Here is a 20,189-nt window from a genome sequence, read left to right on the forward strand (position 1 = left end):
CCACATCACTCCCCCTGCAACGCCAGATCGGCGGCCGGGCGCAACCGGAGCGCACGCGCCTGCGGGTGGAATTCCGGGCTCGACTCCTTGACCAGGTAGTGCGGCCGCCGCTTGGCCTCGAAGTAGCTCTTGCCCAGGTACTCCCCGAGCACCCCGAGGAACAGCAACTGCACCCCGCCCAGTCCGAGGACCCCGGCGAGCAACGTCGCGTAACCGGGCACGTGCACACCGTCCACAATGGTGTTCGCCACGACGAAGAGCACGTAGCCGCCGGCCAGCAGCGCCACCAGCACGCCCAGGTAGATCGACAGCCGAAGCGGCCTGCTGTTGAACGAGGTCAGCCCGTCGATGCCGTAGTTCACCAGCGCACCGAACGTCCACCTCGAACCGCCGCCGCCCCGCGGCACGTTCCGGAACGACACGTACGCCGTGTCAAAACCGATCCAGGCGAACAAACCCTTGGAGAACCGGTGGTACTCCGGCAACGACAGCACCGCGTCCACGGCCCGCCGCGACAGCACCCGGAAATCCCCGACACCGTCCTGCAATCGCACGTCCACGAGCCGCCGACACGCCCAGTAGTACATCTTGGACAGTGCCGACCGGACGCGGTTCTCGCCATCGCGACCGCGACGGGCGACGACCTGGTCGTAGCCGGAGTCCAGCAGCGCCAGCATCCGCCGCAACAGCCGCGGCGGATGCTGCAGATCGGCGTCCAACAGCGCCACCCGGCCGCCCCGCGCATGCCGCAAACCGCACAGCATCGCCGCTTCCTTCCCGAAGTTGCGGCTCAGCGACACGTAGCGGAAACGCGGGTTCAGCGCCGCCAAGCGGCGCGCTTCGCGCAGCGTCCGGTCGGTGCTGCCGTCGTCGACCAGGATCACCTCGTAATCCCGGACGCGCCCGGACAGCGCCGCGACCAGCGCGTCGTGCAACCGTTGCAGGCCGTGCTCCTCGTTGAAGCACGGCACCACCATCGAGAGGTACATGGCAGGTCTCATCCCAGGTCGATCGACTCCCGCAGGAACGGGGAAGCCGCTGTGGGCCAAACGAATCGGCGCCGACCGTAGGGTCCGGGGCGCGCGGCACCCCCTCCCGACACACCGGCGAATAATCCGCCCGGGCGGCTTTTCGCCACATGGCCACCCGATCGCGCAATTACGCGCCGGAAATGGCAGGCTGGCCGCATGGCCTCGTTTCCCCGCCGCAGCGCCCGCACCCAGGGCTTCACCCTCGGTGCGCCGCGGAACTTCACCGCCGGTTCCACCGTGCTCTTCCTGCGATCCGCGGGCGGCACCGAACGCAGCAACGCCCTCTGGGCGCTGGACACCCGAACCGGCCAGGAGCGGATGCTCGCCGACCCGGCCGCGCTGCGGGTGGCCGACGAGGTCTCGCCCGAAGAGCAGGCCCGGCGCGAACGCGCGCGCGAACGCGCCCTGGGCATCACCGGCTACGCCACCGACGGCGACGGGAACCTGGCCGCCTTCACCATCTCCGGCCGGCTGTTCGTCGTCGACGTTGCGACCGGCGACGCCCGCGAGCTGCCCGCCCGCCAGCCGGTCGCCGATCCCCGGCCCGACCGCGACGGACGCCGGATCGCCTACCTCTCCGCCGGTCAACTGCGGGTGATCGATGTGGACGGTTCCGGTGACCGCGCGCTCGCCGAGCCCGACGGCGCCGACATCACCTGGGGCGCCGCGGAGTTCATCGCAGCCGAGGAGATGGGCCGCCACCGCGGCTACTGGTGGGCACCCGACGGTGCGCGGCTGCTCGCGGCCCGCGTCGACGAATCCCCGGTCCAGCACCTGTACCTCGGCGACCCGTCCGCCCCGCTGAGCGAGCCGACCGCCATGCGCTACCCGGCCGCCGGCACCCCCAACGCCGACGTGTCGCTGGCCGTCCTCGACCTCGACGGCAACCGGGTGGACGTCGAATGGGACCGCCAGGCCTTCCCGTACCTCGTCACCGCGCACTGGTCCGAGCACGGCGCCCCGCTGATCGCGGTGCAGACCCGCGACCAGCGCACCCAGCTCGTGCTGGCCGTCGACCCGGCCACCGGGCGCACCACCGAGGTGCACCGCGACACCGACCCGAACTGGGTGGAGATCAATCCCGGCTGGCCCGCCTGGACCCCGGACGGCCGACTGGTGCGCATCAGCGCAGGTGACGGCGCGTACCGGCTGGTGGTCGGCGACCAGCCCTGGACCGCCGCGCCCCTGCAGGTGCGGGGCATCCTCGACGTCGGCGACGACGTCCTGATCTCCGCCTCGGAGCAGGACCCGACCCAGGTTCACCTCTACCGCGTCACCGCCGACGGCGCCGAGCGGATCACCGAGCAGCCCGGCATCCACTCCGGAACGCGCTGCGGCGACGTGCTCGCCGTCGCCACGTCCACAATGGACGAACCACGCACCCGGGTGCGGGTGCACCTCGACGGTCAGGAGATCGCCGAGGTCGAGAACCTGGCCGAAGACCCCGCCGTCGACCTCAACGTCACGCTCCTCCGGCTCGGCGACCGCGAGCTCTGCAGCGCCCTGCTGCTGCCCACCGGCTACGACCCGGCCGACGGCCCGCTGCCGGTGCTGCTCGACCCCTACGGCGGCCCGCACGCGCAGCGCGTGCTCGCCCGCAGCCAGGGCTACCTGACCTCGCAGTGGTTCGCCGACCAGGGCTTCGCGGTGCTGGTCACCGACGGCCGCGGCACGGGCGGACGCGGCCCCGACTGGGACCGCGCGATCGCCGGCGACCTTGCCGGCCCGACCCTGCAGGACCAGGTCGACGCCCTGCACGCGGCCGCCGCGCAGCACCCCGAGCTCGACCTCGGCCGGGTCGCCATCCGCGGCTGGTCCTTCGGCGGCTACCTCGCCGGGCTGGCCGTGCTGCGCCGCCCGGACGTCTTCCACGCCGCGGTGGTGGGTGCCGGAGTCGTCGACTGGCGGCTGTACGACACTCACTACACCGAGCGCTACCTGGGCGACCCCAACGAGGTTCCCAAGGCGTACGTGGAGAACTCGCTGCTGGCCGACGCGGGCAACCTCGAACGCCCGATGCTGATCGTGCACGGCACCGTGGACGACAACGTCATCCTGGCCCACGCACTCCGGCTCTCGGCCGCGTTGACCGCGTCGGCCCGCCCGCACAACGTGCTACCGCTGGCGGGCGTCAGCCACATGCCCACCGAGGAGAGCACCAGCGAGAACCTGCTGCTGCTCCAGGTGGACTTCCTGCGCAAGTCGCTGGCGCGCTAGAGGATTTCCAGCGGAACCGGATGCGGCGGCGCTGGGAAGCCCGCGTCGAGCTCGGCGAGATCGGCCGTCGACAACTCGATGTCCAGCGCCGCCCGGTTCTGCTCCACGTGCGCCACGGTGGCCGCCTTCGGGATCGCGCACACGCCGTCCTGCGCCAGCACCCAGGCGATCGCGATCTGCGCAGGAGTCACCGAATGCCGGTCGGCGACCCGCCGCAACGCCGGCTCGCCCAGCAGCCGCCCCTGCTCGATCGGCGAGTACGCCATCACCGGCAGCTCCTGCTCCCGGCACCACGGCAGCAGGTCGAGCTCGATGCCGCGCCGGGTGAGGTTGTAGAGCACCTGGTTCGTGGCGGACCGCCGGCCGAGCTCGCTCTCGAACAGCTCCGACATGTCTCCGGGGCCGAAATTGCTCACCCCGTAATGCCGGATCTTGCCGTCGGCACGCAGCTGCTCGAACGCGTCCAGCGTCTCCGCCAACGGCGTGCTACCGCGCCAGTGCAGCAGGTACAGATCCAGCTGATCGGTGCCCAGCCGCCGCAGGCTGCGCTCGCACGCGGCGACCGCGTCGCGACGCCCCGCGTTGTGCGGATACACCTTGCTGACCAGGAAAACCTCGTCGCGGCGCCCCGCGATCGCGGCACCCACGACCTCCTCGGCGCCGCCGCTGCCGTACATCTCGGCGGTGTCGATCAACCCCAGGCCGAGGTCCAGGCCGCGCTGCAGCGCAGCCACCTCCGCCGCGCGCTGCGCGCGCCGCTCGCCCATGCCCCAAGTGCCCTGCCCCAGCACCGGCAGCTCCTGCCCGCCGGGCAGTCGTAGGCCTCGCATGCACACTCCGTTCCAGGTGGTGGATCAAAGCCGGGCGTGCGGCCCAGAATACGGCTCAGCGCTGCTGCGGCAGCACGGCCACCAGCTCGAAGCCGCCGTCCGCGGACGGCCCGGCGTCCAGCCGCCCACCGGCCATCTGCACCCGCTCCGACAAGCCCGCCAGCCCGGACCCGCTGCTACCGGCCTCGACAGCCGGATGCGCACGATCAGGAGCACCGTTGCTGACGGCGACGTGCAACGAACCCCCGCGGCACAACAGGCTCACCTTGATCCCGGCGCCCGGCGCGTGCTTGGAGGCATTCGTCAGCGCCTCCTGAACCACCCGGTACGCGGCCCGCTCCACCGCCGCCGGCACCCCGTGCGGCTCGCTGAGCTGGGAAGACAGCTCCACGTCCACACCGGCGGCGCGCGCCCGCACCACCAGGTCCGGGATCTTGTCCAACCCGACCTGCTGCCCCGCCGTGCCCAGCCCCAGCGTCGCGCGCATCTCGTCCAGCGCCTGCTTCGCCAACCCTCGCAACCGGCCCGCGGTCTCCTCCGCGGCGGGATCCCCGGTGGTCGCCGCCAACGCGGCCGACTCCACCGCGATCAGGGTGACGTGATGCCCGACCGCGTCGTGGATCTCCCGCGCGATCCGGGCCCGCTCCTCCGCGCGCGCCGTCGCATCCTTCGCCCGCAGCTCCGCCGCAGTAGCCGCTTCCAGCCGCCGCAGGCTGTCGGCCAGCTGCTGCCGCAGCGACACCAACGCCCCCAACGCCATCGGCGCACCAGCGGCCGCCAGCACGAAAGCAAAGGTCAGGACGATCGAACCCGCCCCGAGCGACTGCGTGATCAGCACCGGGGTCACCGCGACCGCCGTGGCCAGCAGAACCGCCACGACCAGTGTCGACACCCGCGGCCGAGCGCGCCCCAACGCGTACAGCGCAACAAACGTCGCGGGCCACCCCAGCCCGCCGGCCAACGCGGGCATGCACAACAACACCGAGACCCACGGCGACCACAGCCGCACCGGCAACAACGCGGCGGCCACCAACCCAGACACCGTCGCGTACCCGAACGGATCCGGCGCGGCCAGCACCGCGGCCGCCGGAATCACGACGGCCAAAGCCTCGGCACCGAGCCGCAGCCAGCGCCCCGAATTCACCGGAAGTCGCCCGCCACGCGCTGCGCGATCAGCGCGGCCTGCACCCGGTTCTGCGCACCGAGCTTGCTCAGCACCGTCGACACGTAGCTCTTCACGGTGGCCTCGGTCAGCCCGAGCCGAACCCCGATGTCGGCGTTCGACCGGCCATCGGCCAGCAGCTGGAGCACCTGCCGCTCCCGCCCGGACAACCCACGCACCAGCTGCATCTCGTGCGCGTTGTCGGTCGCGCTGCGGAACTTCGGCAGCAGCCGCGCCGTGATCCGCGGATCCAGCACCGCACCGCCCGCCGCCAGGTCGTGCACCGCCCGGACCAGCATCGCCGGCTCGGCGTCCTTGAGCAGGAACCCGCGCGCCCCGAACCGCAGGGCATCGGCCACGTAGTCGTCCAGGTCGAACGTCGTCAACACCGCCGACACCGGCGGATCCGCCAACGCCGTCAACGTCCGCAACGCCGTCAACCCGTCCTTGCCGGGCATCTGCACGTCGATCAGCGCGACGTCCACCCGATGCGCGCGAACCGCCGCCAGCAACTCATCGCCGTTGCCCGCCTCGGCGACCACCTGGATCGTGCCGTCCGCCTCCAACAACACCCGCAGGCCACGCCGCAGCATCGCCTCGTCATCGGCCAGCACAACGCGGATCGGCCCCCCGCCGTCCTCAGCCCGCACCACTCGGTCACCTCCCCTGTTCCGAGCGCCGCCAGCAGATTATCGGGACCGCGTGAACGCAGCGCGCACGCCACCCGTGCGCACGGTGATCAGCGCCGACCGGCCTTGGCCTTGCGCTCCCGCACCCGCACCGAGATCCGCACCGGACTGCCCACGAAACCGAACGTCTCCCGGAACTTGCGCTCCAGGAACCGCCGGTACCCGGCCTCCAGGAACCCGGTGGTGAACAGCACGATCGTCGGCGGCCGCGACTGCGCCTGCGTGGCGAACAGGATCTTGGGCTGCCGGCCGCCGCGCACCGGCGGCGGGTTGGCCGCGACCAGATCCGAAAGCCAGCCGTTCAACCGGCCGGTCGGGATCCGGGTGTCCCACGACTCCAACGCGGTCCGCAGCGTCGGCGCCAGCTTCGCCACCGCCCGGCCGGTCCTGGCCGACACGTTGACCCGCTCGGCCCACCGCACCCGCACCAGCTCGCGGTCGATCTCCTTCTCCAGCTGGTGGCGGCGGTCCTCGTCGACCAGGTCCCACTTGTTGTAGGCGATCACCAGCGCCCGCCCGGCCTCCACGACCATCGTCAGCACCCGCAGGTCCTGCTCGCTCAACGGCTCCGAGGCATCGATGAGCATGATCGCCACCTCGGCCGCCTCAATGGCCGCCTTGGTGCGCAGTGACGCGTAGTACTCGGTGCCGCTGGCGGTCTTGACCCGCTTGCGCAGCCCCGCGGTGTCGACGAACCGCCACACCTCGCCGTCGAGCTCCACCAGCGAGTCCACCGGGTCCACGGTGGTGCCCGCGACGTCGTGCACCACGGACCGCTCTTCCCCGGTCAGCTTGTTGAGCAGGCTCGACTTGCCCACGTTCGGCTTGCCGACCAACGCGACCCGCCGCGGCCCGCCCGTCGCGCCGAAGATCTCGCGCGGCGTCTCCGGGAACACGTCCAGCACCGCGTCCAGCAGGTCACCGGAACCACTCCCGTGCAACGCGCTCACCGGCATCGGCTCGCCCAGCCCCAGCGACCACAGCGAATGCACGTCGGACACACCGCGCTGGTCGTCGACCTTGTTCGCGGCGACCAGCACCGGCCGCTTGGACCGGCGCAGCACCCTCGCCACGGCCTCTTCGGTCTCGGTCGCGCCGACCCGGGCGTCCACCACCAGCAGCACCGCGTCCGCGGTGTGCATGGCCAGCTCCGCCTGCGCGGCCACCGACGCCTGCAGACCCTTGGCGTCCGGCTCCCACCCGCCGGTGTCGACCAGCGTGAAGCGGCGCCCGTTCCACAGCGCGTCGTAGGCCACCCGGTCCCGGGTCACGCCCGGGACGTCCTGCACGACGGCTTCCCGGCGGCCCAGCAACCGGTTGACCAGCGTCGACTTGCCCACGTTGGGGCGGCCGACCACGGCCAGCACCGGCTGCGGCTTCGGCGGCGCCTCGCCCTCGGCCGCTTCGACCTCGTCGAACTCAGCCCACTCGGCCTCGTCGGACCACGTGCCGTCCAGGCCTTCCACCGACTCGTCGGTCACGCTCGTTTCCCTCTCGAATAGTCTTTGTCCTGGTCCGCGACCAGCCGATCCAACTCGGCGATCAGCTCGACCAGTTCGGTGCGCACCGCATCGGTAGCCGCGACCAGCCCGGTGCGGCCCTTGCCCGTCGGCAGCGTGATCGGCTCCCCGAACAACACGTCGATCCTGGGTAGCAGCCTACGGCCCGTGCCCTCCGGACGACGCGTGCCCCGGCAGGCCACCGGCAGCACCTGCGCCTCCGACGCCCGCGCCAGCCACGCCGCCCCGTGCTGCGCGTTCGCCACGTCGCCGTCGCCGCGAGTGCCCTCGGGGAACACCCCGACCAGCCCGCCGGCCCGCAGCACCCGCACCGCCGCCAGCAGCGGCGTCCGGTCGGGTTCGCCGCGGCGCACCCCGATCTGCCCGATGCGGCGCAGGAACCAGCCCAGCGGCCCGCGGAACATCTCCTGCTTGATCAGGAACACCGCGTTGCGCGGGATCATTCCGAACAGCAGCGGCCCGTCCGCCATCGAACTGTGGTTGGCCACCAGCACCACCGGCCCGGTGCGCGGAATCCGCTCCGTGCCGTGGATCCGCACCCGGTACGGCAACCGCACGATCCGCCGCGAAATCCACTGGCCGAACCGGTGCATGCCGCCGGACGCGCCCTCGGGCAAGGTCTCGTCACTCATGGCGTCGTCCGCTCCGCCCCGGCCACCAGGCCGCGGCTCTCGACGTGCTTGTGCAGCTGCTCGAGCACCTCGACCACGCCCAGATCCGTGGTGTCCAGCTCCAGCGCGTCATCGGCCTTGCGCAGCGGCGCCACCTTCCGCCCGGAGTCCAGCGCGTCCCGGCGCTGCACGTCGGCGTGGGTGCGGTCCAGATCCCCGGCACGGCCCTCGGACACGTCCTGCGCCGTGCGGCGCTGCGCGCGGGCGTGCGCGGAAGCCGTCAGGTAGACCTTCAGGCCCGCATCCGGCGCCACCACGGTGCCGATGTCCCGGCCCTCCACGACCATGCCGCCCGGCGACTCCAACGCCTCGCCGATCAGCCGCCGCTGCTGGGCGACCAGCTGCTCCCGCACCTCGGCGACCGCCGACACCGCCGACACCGCGCCGGTGACCTCCGGTCCGCGGATCTCCTGCCCCACGTCCACGCCGTCCAGGGACACCGACGGCTGCTCCGGGTCGGTGCCCACGATCAGCGTCGCCGCCCGCACCACCCGCACCACCTCGGCCGCATCCGACGGCTCGACCTCCGCGCGCAGCACGGCCAGCGTCGCGGCCCGGTACATCGCGCCGGTGTCGAGGTAGGTCGCCCCCAACGCGGACGCCAACTTCCGGGACACCGTCGACTTGCCGGTGCCCGAAGGGCCGTCGAGCGCCACCACACCGCGGAGCCTGGCGTGTGCCACGTGCATGTCCTTCCCGAGCCGGAACCGATCGGCCCGGCACAGGCCGGACCAACCGTCCATTCTGCCTGGTCCGCCCGCGCGCATCCCAATCGCGTCCAGATCCATCCGGACCGCGGGACAAAAGCGAAAGATCTCCTAATACAGTCGTGGGCGTGGATGTAACAGTGACCCCCTTGCCAGGGCTCGGCACGCAGCAGGACTTCACCACCCGCTCCGGCCACCGCATCGGCGTGATCACCTACCGCGACGGCCGGTTCGAGCTGATCGTCTCCGACCACGAGGACCCGGACAAGGTGGCCGCTTCGGTCGCGCTGACCACCACCGAGACCAGCACGCTGGCCAACCTGCTGGGTGCCCCGCAACTGGTCGCGCAGCTCAACGAGCAGCAGAGCGAGGTCGCCGGGATCACCACCTGGCAGCTGTCCGTCGCCGAGGGCTCGCCCTACGACGGCCGGACCCTCGGCGACACCGAGATGCGCACCCGCACCTCGGTGTCGATCGTCGCCGTCGTCCGGGACGGCACCGTGCATCCCTCGCCGCGGCCCGACTTCGTGTTCTCCGCCGGCGACCTGGTGGTCGTCGTGGGCACCTCGAAGGGACTGCGCGCGGCCAGCGAAATCCTGGAAAAGGGCTGATCCAGCCCGCTCCGCACACTTTCCCGGTCACCGGACCGGGACACGCGTCACCAACGGCGGTCCCACGCGTGTCGAACCCCTAACAACTCCATACGCAGGGAACACGCGAGAGGAAACACGGTGCACGACACGGCGATCTCCCTAATAGAGCTGGGTGCGGTTTTTTTCGGTCTGGGCATCCTCGGGAGACTCGCATGGAAAATCGGGGTGTCACCGATCCCGCTCTACCTGCTGGGTGGGCTGGCCTTCGGCACCGGCGGCCTCGTCCCGCTGCACGGCATCGAGCCGTTCACCCACCTGGCATCCGAGATCGGCGTGGTCCTGCTGCTGTTGCTGCTGGGCCTGGAGTACTCCGCGGGTGAGCTCGTCACCGGCTTACGCCGCTCCTGGCTGGCCGGCATCATCGACATCGTGCTGAACGCGGTGCCCGGCGCGCTGGTGGCACTGCTGCTGGGCTGGGGCCCGCTCGGCGCGCTCACCATGGCCGGTGTCACCTACATCTCCTCCTCCGGCATCGTCGCGAAGGTGCTCGGCGACCTGGGCCGGCTCGGCAACCGGGAAACGCCGGTGATCCTGTCGATCCTGGTCTTCGAAGACCTGGCGATGGCCGTCTACCTGCCGATCCTGACCGCCGTGCTGGCCGGGGTCAGCTTCCTCGGCGGCCTCACCGCGGTCGGGGTGTCACTGGTCGTGATCACCCTGGTGCTGGTCGTCGCGCTGAAGTTCGGCAAATACGTCTCGGCCCTGATCGACAGCCCCGACCCGGAGGTCTTCCTGCTGCGCCTGCTGGGTTCGGCACTGCTGGTCGCGGGCATCGCCTCGGAGCTGCAGGTCTCGGCGGCGGTCGGCTCGTTCCTGCTGGGCATCGCGATCTCCGGGTCCACGGCGGCGAACGCGACCCGGATGCTGGAGCCGCTGCGCGACCTGTTCGCCGCGCTGTTCTTCGTCGTGTTCGGCCTGAACACCGATCCCAGCCAGATCCCGCCGGTGCTGCCGATCGCGCTGCTGCTGGCGGTGGCGACCGTGGCGACGAAGGTGGTCACCGGCTGGTTCGCCGCCCGGATGCAGGGTGTGGGCAAGATGGGCCGCCTGCGGGCCGGTGCCGCACTGGTCGCCCGCGGCGAGTTCTCCATCGTCATCGCCGGCCTGGCGGTCGCCTCCGGCGCGGTGCCGGGCGAGCTCGCGGCGCTGGCCACGGCCTACGTGCTGCTGATGGCGATCCTCGGCCCGGTGGCGGCCCGCGTCGTCGAGCCGGTGGCCCGGCTCTTCCTCTCTCGCCAGGCCAAGAAGGCCTGAGCGAAGAGCCTTCGGCCGGTCCCGAGCGGGTCGGCCGAAGGCTCTCTTCCGGTCAGAGGCCGACGGCCCGGTACAGCGAGCCGATCTCCTGCCGGTTCAGCGGCCGGATCGCACCCGGACGTTCGCTGGTCAGCCGCACGTCGCCGATCCGCGTCCGCACCAGGCGCTGCACCGGCAGGCCGACGTGCTTGAGCAGCCGCCGCACGATCCGGTTCCGGCCCTCGTGCAGCACGATCTCCACCAGGGACCGGTTCTGGTTCGTGTCGACCAGCTTGAACCGGTCCACCTTCACCGGGCCGTCCTCCAGCTCGACGCCGTCGCGCAGCCGCTGCCCCAGGTCCTTCGGGACCGACCCGAGCACCTCGGCCAGGTAGGTCTTGCGCACCTTGTACTTCGGGTGCATCAGCCGGTTCGCCAGCTCCCCGTCGTTGGTGATCAGCAGCAGTCCCTCGGTGTCCTGGTCCAGCCGGCCCACGTGGAACAGCTTGCCCTGGCGTTCCCGCAGGTAGTCACCGATGCACGGGCGCCCCTTGTCGTCCGACATGGTGCACAGGATGCCGGTCGGCTTGTTCAGCAGCAGGTGCGTCAGGTCGTCGTTGACCATCACCCGGTTGCCGTCCACGTGGATCACCGCGGTCGCCGGGTCGACGCGCCGCCCCAGCTCGGTGACGAGCTCGCCGTCGACCTCGATCCGACCCTCGACGATCATCTCCTCGGCCGCGCGCCGCGACGCCACCCCGGCCTGGGACAACACTTTCTGCAGCCGCACGCCTTCGGAATCGGCTTTGCTGGACGGGGAACGGTGCTCAGACGTCATCAATCGAATCCACTTCGGGCAACAAGGGGGCGAGCGGCGGCAACTCCTTCAGCGACGACAGCCCCAGCCGCTCCAGGAACAGCTCGGTCGTGCAGTACAGGATGCCGCCCGTCTCCGGGTCGGTTCCGGCCTCTTCGATAAGGCCGCGCCCTACCAGGGTACGGATGACGCCATCGACGTTCACACCCCGTACTGCCGCGACCCGCGAACGCGTCACGGGCTGCCGGTAGGAGATCACCGCGAGCGTCTCCAGCGCGGCGCGCGTCAGCTTCGAACGCTGCCCGTCCAGCAGGTACCGCTCCACGTACGGCGCGTACACGTCCCGCGTGTAGAACCGCCAACCATCCCCGACGCGCCGCAGGTCAATTCCCCGCTCCGCATCGGCGTAACCGTCGGAAAGCCGCCGCAGCGCGGACCGGACCCGGGCCACCGGCTGCTCCAGCGTGTCGGCCAGCAGCTCCTCGCCCGCCGGTACGTCCACCACGAGCAGCAGCGCCTCCAAGGCCGCGTCGAGCGCGCTGTCGGAGGTCAGGTCCGGCACGCCCGCCGTCTCCACCGCCTCGGACTCCGCCGCAGGCGCCTCGGGGCTCTCGTCGTTCGCTGCCGTCACCCGTACTCCTCTTCCTCCCGGCTGGCGCGCTGCGCATCGGCTTCGGCCTGCGCCTCCGTCACGCTGCCGCCCACCCAGCGCACGAGCAGCTCGCCCAGCGGGCTCTCCTGCTCGAACTGCAAGACCTTCTCCCGGTAGAGCTCCAGCAGCGCCAAGAACCGGGCCACCACCTCGACGGTGTGCCCGCAGTCCGACACGAGCTCCCCGAACGTCGCACTGCCCTTCTCCGCCAGCCGCACCCGCAGCAGCGCCGCGTGCTCGCGCACCGAAACGCCGTGCTGGTGGATGTGGTCCAGCGAAACGGTCGGCGGCGGCTTCGGCCGGAACACCGCGGCCGCGATCTCGGCGAACCGCTGCGGCGGAACCCCGATCTGCACCTCCGGCAGCAGGTTCGCGAACCGCTCCTCCACCGACACCGAGCGCGGGTAGCGCCGCAGCGCCCCGGCCTCCAATTCGCCGAACAACGCGGCGACCTGCTTGTAGGCGCGGTACTGCAGCAGCCGGGCGAAGAGCAGGTCGCGAGCCTCCAGCAGCGCCAGGTCGGCCTCGTCCTCCACCTCCGCGGAGGGCAGCAGCCGCGCCGCCTTCAGATCCAGCAGGGTCGCGGCGATCACCAGGAACTCGGTGGTCTCGTCCAGGTCCCACTGCTCGCCGAGTGCCTTGGTGTAGGCGATGAACTCGTCGGTGACCTTGTGCAGCGCCACCTCGGTCACATCCAGCTGGTGCTGCGAGATCAGCTGCAGCAGCAGGTCGAAGGGGCCTTCGAAGTTCTCCAGCCGCACCGTGAACCGGCCGCTTGTGCCGGAGTCCTCGCTCGACCGTTCCTCCGGTACCGCGGGGTCTTTCACTCGCCGGGCTCCTGGAGGCGCCGGACCAGCACCGAGTCCGCGCCGTTGCGGTTGAGGTCGGCGAGCACCACCGCAACCGCCTCTCGCACCACCCGGCCCCGGTCCACGGCGATGCCGTGGTCGGCCCGCAATGCCAGCCGCGCCTGCTCCAAGCCCAGCAACTCCTCGTCGGACACGTACACGGTGATCTTCGAATCGTGCTTGCGCCGACCCGAACCGGACCGCCCGCCCGCGGGCTTGGCCGCCTCCGGCTCCGGCGGCTCCGCCTGATCCGTCCGAGGAACAGTAGTACGGAAGAGTTCGGCCGCGCCGGGCAGGGCGACCCGCCGCGTCATCGGGCGATCACCTCGCGCGCCAGCTCCCGGTACGCCTGCGCGCCGGCCGAGCGGGGCGCCCAGCGGGTGATCGGCTCGCCGGCCACGGTGGTCTCCGGGAACCGCACCGTCCGGTTGATCACGGCGTCGAAGACGATGTCGCCGAACGCCTCGACGACGCGCGCCATCACCTCGCGGGAGTGCAGCGTGCGCGGGTCGAACATGGTCGCCAGGATGCCGCTGATCTCCAGCTTCGGGTTCAGCCGCTCCCGGACCTTCTCGATGGTGTCGATCAGCAGCGCCACGCCGCGCAGGCTGAAGAACTCGCACTCCAACGGGATTATCACGCCGTCCGCCGCGGCCAACGCGTTCACCGTCAGCAGGCCCAGCGACGGCTGGCAGTCCACCAGCACGTAGTCGTACTCCCCCAGCGCCGGCTGCAGCACCCGGTGCAGGGTCTGCTCCCGGCCCACCTCGGCGACCAGCTGCACCTCGGCCGCGGACAGGTCGATGTTGCTGGGCAGCAGGTCCATGCCCTCGACGCTGGTCTGCCGCACCACGTCCTGGACGGAGACGGGGCGCTCCATGATCACGTTGTAGATGGTCTGGTCGAGCTGGTGCGGCTGAACCCCGAGGCCGACCGAGAGCGCGCCCTGCGGATCGAAATCCACCAGCAGCACCCGGCGCCCGTACTCCGCCAGCGCTGCGCCGAGGTTGATCGTCGACGTGGTCTTCCCGACGCCACCCTTCTGGTTGCACATCGCGAGCACCGACGCGGGACCGTGCCGGTCCAGCAGCGGCGGCTCCGGGATGTGCCGACGTGGTCGGCCAGTCGGACCGAGACCGCGCGGATTCGGCGCCAAGCCGACGTCTTCCGCACGACCCGTCGTCTCCGGGGCGATGCTCAGGTCGACCGCGCCCCGGGGCCGCCCTTCGGCGGCGGGCTGCGGTAGCGACATGGCGATCAGACTCCTTTGGTGCCGATGGCGATCAAACGCAGCCTAAGTGGCATTCGTTACCAGCGGCAACGCGCCTCGCCGACGTATCGGAAGTTCCCTGTGATCTCCGTGTGATCAACGTCTACCCCGTGCGCCGCCGGACCGCATTCGCAGCGTCATCAACTCACTCCGAAGCGTGTGCACGCGGATGGGCCGTCGCGTAGACCTCCCGCAGCGTGTTGACCGTGATCAGGGTGTAGACCTGCGTCGTCGTGACCGAGGCGTGGCCCAGCAGTTCCTGCACCACGCGGACGTCGGCGCCGCCCTCCACGAGGTGCGTGGCGAAGGAGTGCCGCAGCACGTGCGGCGAAACCGAGCCGGCGATGCCGGCGCGCTGCGCGGCGATCTTCAACGCGTTCCACGCGCTTTGCCGGGACAGCCGGGTTCCGCGCGAATTCAGGAACACCGCGGCGGTTCCGCGCCCGCGCGCCGCCAGGCCGGGCCGGGCGCGCACCAGGTACGCGTCCAGCGCCGCCAGCGCCGGCCGGCCGATGGGCACCAGCCGCTGACGGCCGCCCTTGCCGTCCAGCAGGACGGTGCGGTTGGTGCCGTCGATGTCGTCGAGGTCCAGCCCGACCGCTTCGGAGATCCGCGCCCCCGTCGAGTACAGCAGCTCCAGCAGCGCCCGGTCCCGCATGCCCCGGGCGTCGTCGCCGCCGGCGTGGTCGAGCAGCTTCCCGACGTCGTCGATGGGCAGCGCCTTCGGCAGCCGCTTGGGCAGGCTCGGCGGCGCAACCTCGCGCGCAACGTCGACCGCCAACTGCCCTTCCGCATGCGCGAATCGGTGCAGCCCGCGGGCGGCGACCAGGGCCCGGGCCGATGACGAAGGTGCGAGCGCGGGCCGCTGCTCGGTGCCTTCCCGCAGCTCGGCCAGGAATCCGGCCAGGTGCTCCGAGCGGACCTCGGCGAGCCCGGAAATCCCATTCCCGACGAGGAATTCGGCGTACCGGCGCAGATCCCTGGCGTAGGAGTCGAGGGTGCTGCGGGCGGTGCCGCGTTCGACGGCGAGGTGGTCGAGGTATCCGGTGATCGCCCCGCGCAGATCCGGCGGCAGCTCCTCGAAAACCCTCACCGGGCGGCGAAGCGCTGGGGCCGGTCCGGCCATTCGGCGTCCACCGGACGCGGCTGTCCCCGGCCGTCGCGGACCGCCTGGGCGGCGAGCAGCCCGGCCACGCCGGGACCGTTGACGATCTCCCCGGCCAGTGCCATCCGCACCGCCTCGGCCAGCGGGAAGCGCCGGATCACCAGGTCCGCTTCCTCGTCCCCGACCGCCGCCGGACGATCCACATCGGACAGCCCGGTGGCCAGGAAGACCCGGACGCACTCGTCGGTGAAGCCGGGTGAGGTGGCGACGTCGACCAGCAGCGACCAGTCCCGCGCCGCGAGCCCCGCCTCCTCGGCAAGCTCCCGCTGCGCCGTGCGCACCGGCTCCTCGCCCGCCACGTCCAGCAGCCCGGCCGGCAGCTCCCAGAGCCGCCGGCCGAGCGGGTACCGGTACTGGTGGATCAGCACGACCTGGTCGTGCTCGTCCACCGCCACCACCGCGACCGCCCCGAGGTGCTCGACGACCTCGCGGCGCGCGTGCCCGCCGCCGGGCATCCCGACCTCGTCGGCCCGCAACGCGAGGATCTTCCCCACGTACACGTCCTCGCTGGCCAGGGTGGTGAATTCGTGCTCGCCGCCGGTGCGCGCGACACCTTGCTCCGTCGTGTCCACGCCGCCACCTTAGAGCGAACGAAGATCACGCACTGGGTGCCGGCTCCTGGACGGGCTCCAGCTCCACGGGCAGTCGCTCCGCGGCGCGGTAGTCCAGGGCCGCCTTCACGAACGCCGCGAACAGCGGGTGCGGGCGGGTGGGACGGCTCTTGAGCTCCGGGTGCGCCTGGGTGCCCACGAAGAACGGGTGCACCTCGCGCGGCAGCTCGACGAACTCCACCAGCCGGTCGTCCGGGGAGGTGCCCGAGAACACCACGCCCGCCTTGCCCAGCCGGTCCCGGTAGGAGTTGTTCACCTCGTAGCGGTGCCGGTGGCGCTCGGCGACCTCGGTGGAGCCGTACGCCTCGGCGACGATCGAGCCCTCCTGCAGCTTCGCCGGGTACGAACCGAGCCGCATGGTGCCGCCCATGTCCCGGTCACCGGAGATCACGTCGTGCTGGTCGGCCATCGTGCTGATCACCGGGTGCTTGGCGGGCTCCTCGAACTCCGTGGAGTTGGCCCGCTCCAGCCCGGCCAGCGAGCGCGCCGCCTCGATCACCATGCACTGCAGGCCCAGGCACAGCCCCAGCAGCGGGATGCCGTTGATCCGCGCGTAGCGGATCGCGCCGAGCTTGCCCTCGATGCCGCGCACGCCGAAGCCGCCCGGGATCAGCACGCCGTCCATGCCGGACAGCGCCTGCGCCGCGCCCGCCTCGGTCTCGCAGGTGTCCGAGCCGACCCAGGAGATCTCCACCTTCGCCCGGTGCGCGAAGCCACCGGCGCGCAGCGCCTCGGTGACCGACAGGTAGGCGTCGGGCAGGTCGACGTACTTGCCGACCAGCGCGATCCGCACCCGCTCCGACGGGTTGTGCACCCGGTCCAGCAGGTCGCCCCACACCGACCAGTCGACGTCGCGGAACGGCAGCCCGAGCCGCCGCACCAGGTAGGCGTCCAGGCCTTGGCCGTGCAGCACCCGCGGGATGTCGTAGATCGACGGCGCGTCCGGGCAGGCCACCACGCCGTCCGAGTCCACGTCGCACATCAGCGCGATCTTGCGCTTGAGGTCCTCCGGCAGGTCCCGGTCCGCCCGGCACACCAGCGCGTCGGGCTGGATGCCGATGTTGCGCAGCGCCGCCACCGAGTGCTGCGTGGGCTTGGTCTTCAGCTCGCCCGAGGGCGCCAGGAACGGCACCAGCGACACGTGCAGGAAGAAGCAGTTGTCCCGGCCGACGTCGTGCCGGACCTGCCGGCAGGCCTCCAGGAACGGCAGCGACTCGATGTCGCCGACCGTGCCGCCGACCTCGGTGATCACGACGTCCGGCGTGCGGCCGTCCTCGTCCGGCTCGGCCATCGCCCGGATCCGGGCCTTGATCTGGTCGGTGATGTGCGGGATCACCTGCACCGTGTCGCCCAGGTACTCGCCGCGGCGCTCCTTGGCGATGACCGCCGAGTACACCTGGCCGGTCGTCACGTTGGCGTTGCGGGTCAGGTCGCGGTCCAGGAACCGCTCGTAGTGCCCGATGTCGAGGTCGGTCTCGGCCCCGTCCTCGGTCACGAACACCTCACCGTGCTGGAACGGGTTCATCGTTCCCGGATCGACGTTCAGGTACGGGTCGAGCTTCTGCATGGTCACCCGCAGGCCGCGGGAGGTCAGCAGCTCGCCCAGGCTGGATGCCGTGAGCCCCTTACCCAACGAGGAGGCCACGCCCCCCGTGACGAAAACGTGCTTGATCGTGCGTGCTTGCGGCACCAACAAAAGCTCCCCGTGGTCAAGCCGTCGCCTGGCTGGATTTCTGCACTGGCAGGACGGCTGGATCCGTCGCTCCCACGGAATTCCAGCCTAACGCACGACCACCAGGGCCGTGCACCGAGACCCGCCGCGCGACGTCGGGGCTACTGGCCAGGTCAACCGCCATCCGGCGGCCTACCCGCCGGTCACCGCCCGCATCGGCCGAGGTGGACCGCCACGGTGAGCATCGACACTAGCCTCTGGTCTCCGGCACCGGACCCTGCGCGCTGCTCGCGACGCCGTAGTGCCCGGCCTGCCGCTCGGCCTGCTCCCGCAACGCCAGCACGATCGCCACCCGCCCCGAGGCGCTGTACAGGTTGTCCACCGTGGACAACGACGACGTCAGCGCCGGATCCGCGCGCACGACGCCGACCGGCCCGGTCCCGTCCGCCGAGCCGACGCCGCCCGCGAGCACCGCGCCCTGGCTCGCGCGGTCGAGCTGCGCCGCGAAGCGGGCCAGCATCGCGGCCTTGTCGCCCGCCCGGTCGCTCTCGATCCGGCCGCCGGTGAGCACCACGGCGAGCTGCGCGGGCCGCAGGCCCGGCGAGGCGGCCGCGAAGCCGCCGTCGGCCAGGCCCGCGAACGCCGCCGCCCGCTCCTGGTCGCCGGTCTGCGGCTGCCCGTTCTGCGGGTTCAGCAGCGCCAGCGGCCCGATCAGACCGCCGGCCATGGTGCCGGGGTCCGCCGCCGTGGGCAGCTGCACCCCGGCGGGCAGCAGCTCGGTGACCACGCGCCGCAGCTGGTCCGCCCGGCCCGGATCGGCGAACGACGGGCCCAGCCGCACCTCGCCGGTGACGTCCGCACCCGCCGCGCGCAGCAGCTGCCCGACCGCGTCGCGCTGCTGGTCGTCGGCGTCGGCGGAGGCGATCAGCACGACGCTGCGCTGCGCCAGCTGGCCCTGCACGGCCATCGGCCCGACCGCGGAGCCGAACGTGTCCGCGGCCGCGACCTGAGCCTTGAGCGTCGTCCGCTCGGCGTTGAGGTCGTCGACCTGCTCCTGCATAGACCGCTGCTCGTCGCCGACGCCCGCCAGCAACCGGCCGCTGAGCGACGTGGAACCGACGAGGACGCCCACGGCCAACGCCAGGAAGACCGCGGCGATCGACACGATGTGGTACCGCAACGAGATCACGAGAAAAGCCCCTTGAGATAAGCGAAGACGGACTCGGCGGTGTCGGCGATCAGCCCCAGGAACGCGGTGCCCAGCCCGGAGACCACCAGCGCCACGGCGGCCACCAGCAGCACCGCGAGGACCAGCAGCACGATCGCGCCGACCGGCGTCCGGCTGCGCTGCAGCGTCGCCACCGCGGCGCCGTCGATGACCTTGCTGCCCAACCGGAGCCGGGTGAGGAACGTCGACGGGTTCGAGCCGGAGCGCCCGCGGTCGAGGAATTCGCCCAGCGTCGCGTGGAACCCGACCGTGATCACCAGGCTCGCCTTGTGCGCGTCGGCGAGCAGCAGCGCCAGGTCCTCCGGGTTCCCGGACGCCGGGAACGTGACCGCGCCGATCCCGAGGTCCTGGATGCGCTCCAGGCCGGGCGCGTGCCCGTCGAGGTGGGCCGGGATCACGAGCTCCGCGCCGCACTTGAGGGTGGCGGTGGCGATGCTGTCCGGGTCGCCGACGATGACGTCCGGCTTGTGCCCGGCCTTGCGCAGCGTCTCGGCGCCGCCCTCCACCCCGACCAGCACCGGCCGGTACTCGCGGATGTACTTCTTCAGCCGCTGCAGGTCGTCGGCGTGGCCGTAGCCCGGCGCCACCACGAGCACCTGGCGCCCCTCCATCGAGATGCTGAGCTCAGGCACGCCGATGCCGTCGAGGATCAGCGTCCGCTCCTTGCGCAGGAACTCGATGGTGTTCGCCGAGAACGCCTCCAGCTGCGTCGACATCCCGGCCTTCGCCTCGATGAGCAGGTCGGCGACGGAGTTGGCGTCCTGCGAGGTCCCGCGCCCCATCTCCCGCGCCCCGACGAACACGCCGCCCTCGTGCAGCCGGATCTTCGCGCCGTCCTTGATCCGGTGCGCGACCTCGGGGCCGACCCCGTCGACCAGCGCGATGCCCGCCGACAGCAGCACCTCCGGCCCGAGGTTCGGGTAGCGCCCGGAGATCGACGGGGCGGCGTTGACCACCCCGATCACCCCGGCCGAGACCAGCGCTTCGGCCGTGCGCCGGTCCAGGTCCGCGTGGTCGATCACCGCGATGTCGCCGGACCGGACCCGGCGCAGCACATCACCCGGGCGCCGCTCCACCCTGGCGATCCCGACCACACCGGGCAGGCTTTCCTGCTGACGGGCAAGCAGACCGCTGAGTTTCATGCACCGATGGTGACAAATCGATCACCTGTTGCTGGTACGCCACGCCGATGCCATTGGTCCGCGAGCAGCAG

20 protein-coding genes are annotated in these 20,189 nt (G+C 71.6%); 3 read left to right on the forward strand and 17 right to left on the reverse strand.

Annotated elements, in window-relative coordinates; all coding sequences use genetic code 11:
• Positions 1–5 precede the first annotated feature (5 nt).
• Positions 6–989 carry a glycosyltransferase family 2 protein gene (locus BLW84_RS40435; RefSeq protein WP_093277014.1) on the reverse strand — a complete coding sequence of 328 codons (984 nt, stop codon included), beginning with the start codon at positions 987–989 and terminating at the stop codon, positions 6–8.
• A 198-nt stretch (positions 990–1,187) separates the two neighbouring features.
• On the opposite strand from BLW84_RS40435, the gene BLW84_RS40440 reads away from it, so the two are divergent.
• Positions 1,188–3,248: a S9 family peptidase gene (locus tag BLW84_RS40440; RefSeq protein ID WP_093277016.1), complete on the forward strand. Its 2,061-nt coding sequence runs from the start codon at positions 1,188–1,190 to the stop codon at positions 3,246–3,248.
• On the opposite strand, the gene BLW84_RS40445 is transcribed toward BLW84_RS40440, so the two are convergent.
• The 6 genes from BLW84_RS40445 to cmk form a co-directional block, all read right to left on the reverse strand.
• The gene (locus BLW84_RS40445) at positions 3,245–4,078 is read right to left on the reverse strand and encodes an aldo/keto reductase (protein WP_093277018.1); all 834 of its coding nucleotides are present in this window, start codon (positions 4,076–4,078) and stop codon (positions 3,245–3,247) included. The two genes, BLW84_RS40440 and BLW84_RS40445, sit on opposite strands and share 4 nt — an antisense overlap.
• Before the next feature lie 55 nt (positions 4,079–4,133).
• The gene (locus BLW84_RS40450; RefSeq protein WP_093277020.1) at positions 4,134–5,222 is read right to left on the reverse strand and encodes a sensor histidine kinase; all 1,089 of its coding nucleotides are present in this window, start codon (positions 5,220–5,222) and stop codon (positions 4,134–4,136) included.
• Positions 5,219–5,890 carry a response regulator gene (locus tag BLW84_RS40455; protein WP_093277063.1) on the reverse strand — a complete coding sequence of 224 codons (672 nt, stop codon included), beginning with the start codon at positions 5,888–5,890 and terminating at the stop codon, positions 5,219–5,221. The genes BLW84_RS40450 and BLW84_RS40455 overlap by 4 nt, the downstream gene beginning before the upstream one ends.
• A gap of 89 nt (positions 5,891–5,979) precedes the next feature.
• Entirely contained in the window at positions 5,980–7,410 is a 1,431-nt protein-coding gene (der, locus tag BLW84_RS40460) for a ribosome biogenesis GTPase Der (RefSeq protein WP_093277022.1), read from the reverse strand.
• Positions 7,407–8,081 carry a lysophospholipid acyltransferase family protein gene (locus BLW84_RS40465; protein ID WP_093277025.1) on the reverse strand — a complete coding sequence of 225 codons (675 nt, stop codon included), beginning with the start codon at positions 8,079–8,081 and terminating at the stop codon, positions 7,407–7,409. Before BLW84_RS40465 ends, der begins: the two co-directional genes overlap by 4 nt.
• Complete coding sequence (gene cmk / locus BLW84_RS40470; protein WP_093277066.1) at positions 8,078–8,809, reverse strand: (d)CMP kinase; 732 nt, start codon at positions 8,807–8,809, stop codon at positions 8,078–8,080. Before cmk ends, BLW84_RS40465 begins: the two co-directional genes overlap by 4 nt.
• Positions 8,810–8,955: 146 nt before the next feature.
• On the opposite strand from cmk, the gene BLW84_RS40475 reads away from it, so the two are divergent.
• Positions 8,956–9,438, forward strand: a complete 483-nt coding sequence (locus BLW84_RS40475) for a cation:proton antiporter regulatory subunit (RefSeq protein WP_093277068.1) — start codon at positions 8,956–8,958, stop codon at positions 9,436–9,438.
• Positions 9,439–9,558: 120 nt separating this feature from the next.
• Positions 9,559–10,734: a cation:proton antiporter gene (locus BLW84_RS40480; protein WP_093277026.1), complete on the forward strand. Its 1,176-nt coding sequence runs from the start codon at positions 9,559–9,561 to the stop codon at positions 10,732–10,734.
• A gap of 52 nt (positions 10,735–10,786) precedes the next feature.
• Here the strand turns inward: BLW84_RS40480 and BLW84_RS40485 are convergent, their stop codons facing one another.
• The 10 genes from BLW84_RS40485 to steA form a co-directional block, all read right to left on the reverse strand.
• Positions 10,787–11,551: a pseudouridine synthase gene (locus tag BLW84_RS40485; RefSeq protein ID WP_093277029.1), complete on the reverse strand. Its 765-nt coding sequence runs from the start codon at positions 11,549–11,551 to the stop codon at positions 10,787–10,789.
• A complete protein-coding gene (scpB, locus tag BLW84_RS40490) occupies positions 11,541–12,161 on the reverse strand; it encodes an SMC-Scp complex subunit ScpB (protein ID WP_425441819.1) in 621 nt (206 codons plus the stop codon). Before scpB ends, BLW84_RS40485 begins: the two co-directional genes overlap by 11 nt.
• Positions 12,158–13,009, reverse strand: a complete 852-nt coding sequence (locus BLW84_RS40495; protein ID WP_093277032.1) for a segregation and condensation protein A — start codon at positions 13,007–13,009, stop codon at positions 12,158–12,160. The genes scpB and BLW84_RS40495 overlap by 4 nt, the downstream gene beginning before the upstream one ends.
• Complete coding sequence (locus tag BLW84_RS40500; RefSeq protein WP_093277034.1) at positions 13,006–13,344, reverse strand: hypothetical protein; 339 nt, start codon at positions 13,342–13,344, stop codon at positions 13,006–13,008. The genes BLW84_RS40495 and BLW84_RS40500 overlap by 4 nt, the downstream gene beginning before the upstream one ends.
• A complete protein-coding gene (locus BLW84_RS40505; protein ID WP_093277037.1) occupies positions 13,341–14,282 on the reverse strand; it encodes a ParA family protein in 942 nt (313 codons plus the stop codon). The genes BLW84_RS40500 and BLW84_RS40505 overlap by 4 nt, the downstream gene beginning before the upstream one ends.
• A 163-nt stretch (positions 14,283–14,445) precedes the next feature.
• Positions 14,446–15,426 carry a site-specific tyrosine recombinase XerD gene (locus BLW84_RS40510; RefSeq protein WP_425441820.1) on the reverse strand — a complete coding sequence of 327 codons (981 nt, stop codon included), beginning with the start codon at positions 15,424–15,426 and terminating at the stop codon, positions 14,446–14,448.
• Positions 15,390–16,037: an NUDIX domain-containing protein gene (locus BLW84_RS40515; protein WP_093277040.1), complete on the reverse strand. Its 648-nt coding sequence runs from the start codon at positions 16,035–16,037 to the stop codon at positions 15,390–15,392. The genes BLW84_RS40510 and BLW84_RS40515 overlap by 37 nt, the downstream gene beginning before the upstream one ends.
• Positions 16,038–16,062: 25 nt before the next feature.
• Complete coding sequence (locus BLW84_RS40520) at positions 16,063–17,766, reverse strand: CTP synthase (protein ID WP_425441821.1); 1,704 nt, start codon at positions 17,764–17,766, stop codon at positions 16,063–16,065.
• 232 nt (positions 17,767–17,998) lie between these two features.
• Positions 17,999–18,937: a copper transporter gene (locus BLW84_RS40525; RefSeq protein WP_093277044.1), complete on the reverse strand. Its 939-nt coding sequence runs from the start codon at positions 18,935–18,937 to the stop codon at positions 17,999–18,001.
• Positions 18,934–20,118 (reverse strand): putative cytokinetic ring protein SteA, encoded by a 1,185-nt coding sequence (steA, locus tag BLW84_RS40530; RefSeq protein WP_093277046.1) that lies wholly within the window; start codon positions 20,116–20,118, stop codon positions 18,934–18,936. The genes BLW84_RS40525 and steA overlap by 4 nt, the downstream gene beginning before the upstream one ends.
• Positions 20,119–20,189 lie beyond the last annotated feature (71 nt).

The sequence above is a fragment of the Saccharopolyspora shandongensis genome, assembly GCF_900106995.1.
Lineage (GTDB): Bacteria > Actinomycetota > Actinomycetes > Mycobacteriales > Pseudonocardiaceae > Saccharopolyspora > Saccharopolyspora shandongensis.

Excerpts from the sequence above, each read along its gene's own strand:
- BLW84_RS40505 (WP_093277037.1), bottom strand. The coding sequence starts at position 14,282 with ATGTCGCTACCGCAGCCCGCCGCCGAAGGGCGGCCCCGGGGCGCGGTC.
- BLW84_RS40435 (WP_093277014.1), bottom strand. The coding sequence starts at position 989 with ATGTACCTCTCGATGGTGGTGCCGTGCTTCAACGAGGAGCACGGCCTG.
- steA (WP_093277046.1), bottom strand. The coding sequence starts at position 20,118 with ATGAAACTCAGCGGTCTGCTTGCCCGTCAGCAGGAAAGCCTGCCCGGT.
- BLW84_RS40445 (WP_093277018.1), bottom strand. The coding sequence starts at position 4,078 with ATGCGAGGCCTACGACTGCCCGGCGGGCAGGAGCTGCCGGTGCTGGGG.
- BLW84_RS40500 (WP_093277034.1), bottom strand. The coding sequence starts at position 13,344 with ATGACGCGGCGGGTCGCCCTGCCCGGCGCGGCCGAACTCTTCCGTACT.
- cmk (WP_093277066.1), bottom strand. The coding sequence starts at position 8,809 with ATGCACGTGGCACACGCCAGGCTCCGCGGTGTGGTGGCGCTCGACGGC.
- BLW84_RS40465 (WP_093277025.1), bottom strand. The coding sequence starts at position 8,081 with ATGAGTGACGAGACCTTGCCCGAGGGCGCGTCCGGCGGCATGCACCGG.
- BLW84_RS40510 (WP_425441820.1), bottom strand. The coding sequence starts at position 15,426 with ATGGCCGGACCGGCCCCAGCGCTTCGCCGCCCGGTGAGGGTTTTCGAG.
- BLW84_RS40440 (WP_093277016.1), top strand. The coding sequence starts at position 1,188 with ATGGCCTCGTTTCCCCGCCGCAGCGCCCGCACCCAGGGCTTCACCCTC.
- BLW84_RS40485 (WP_093277029.1), bottom strand. The coding sequence starts at position 11,551 with ATGACGTCTGAGCACCGTTCCCCGTCCAGCAAAGCCGATTCCGAAGGC.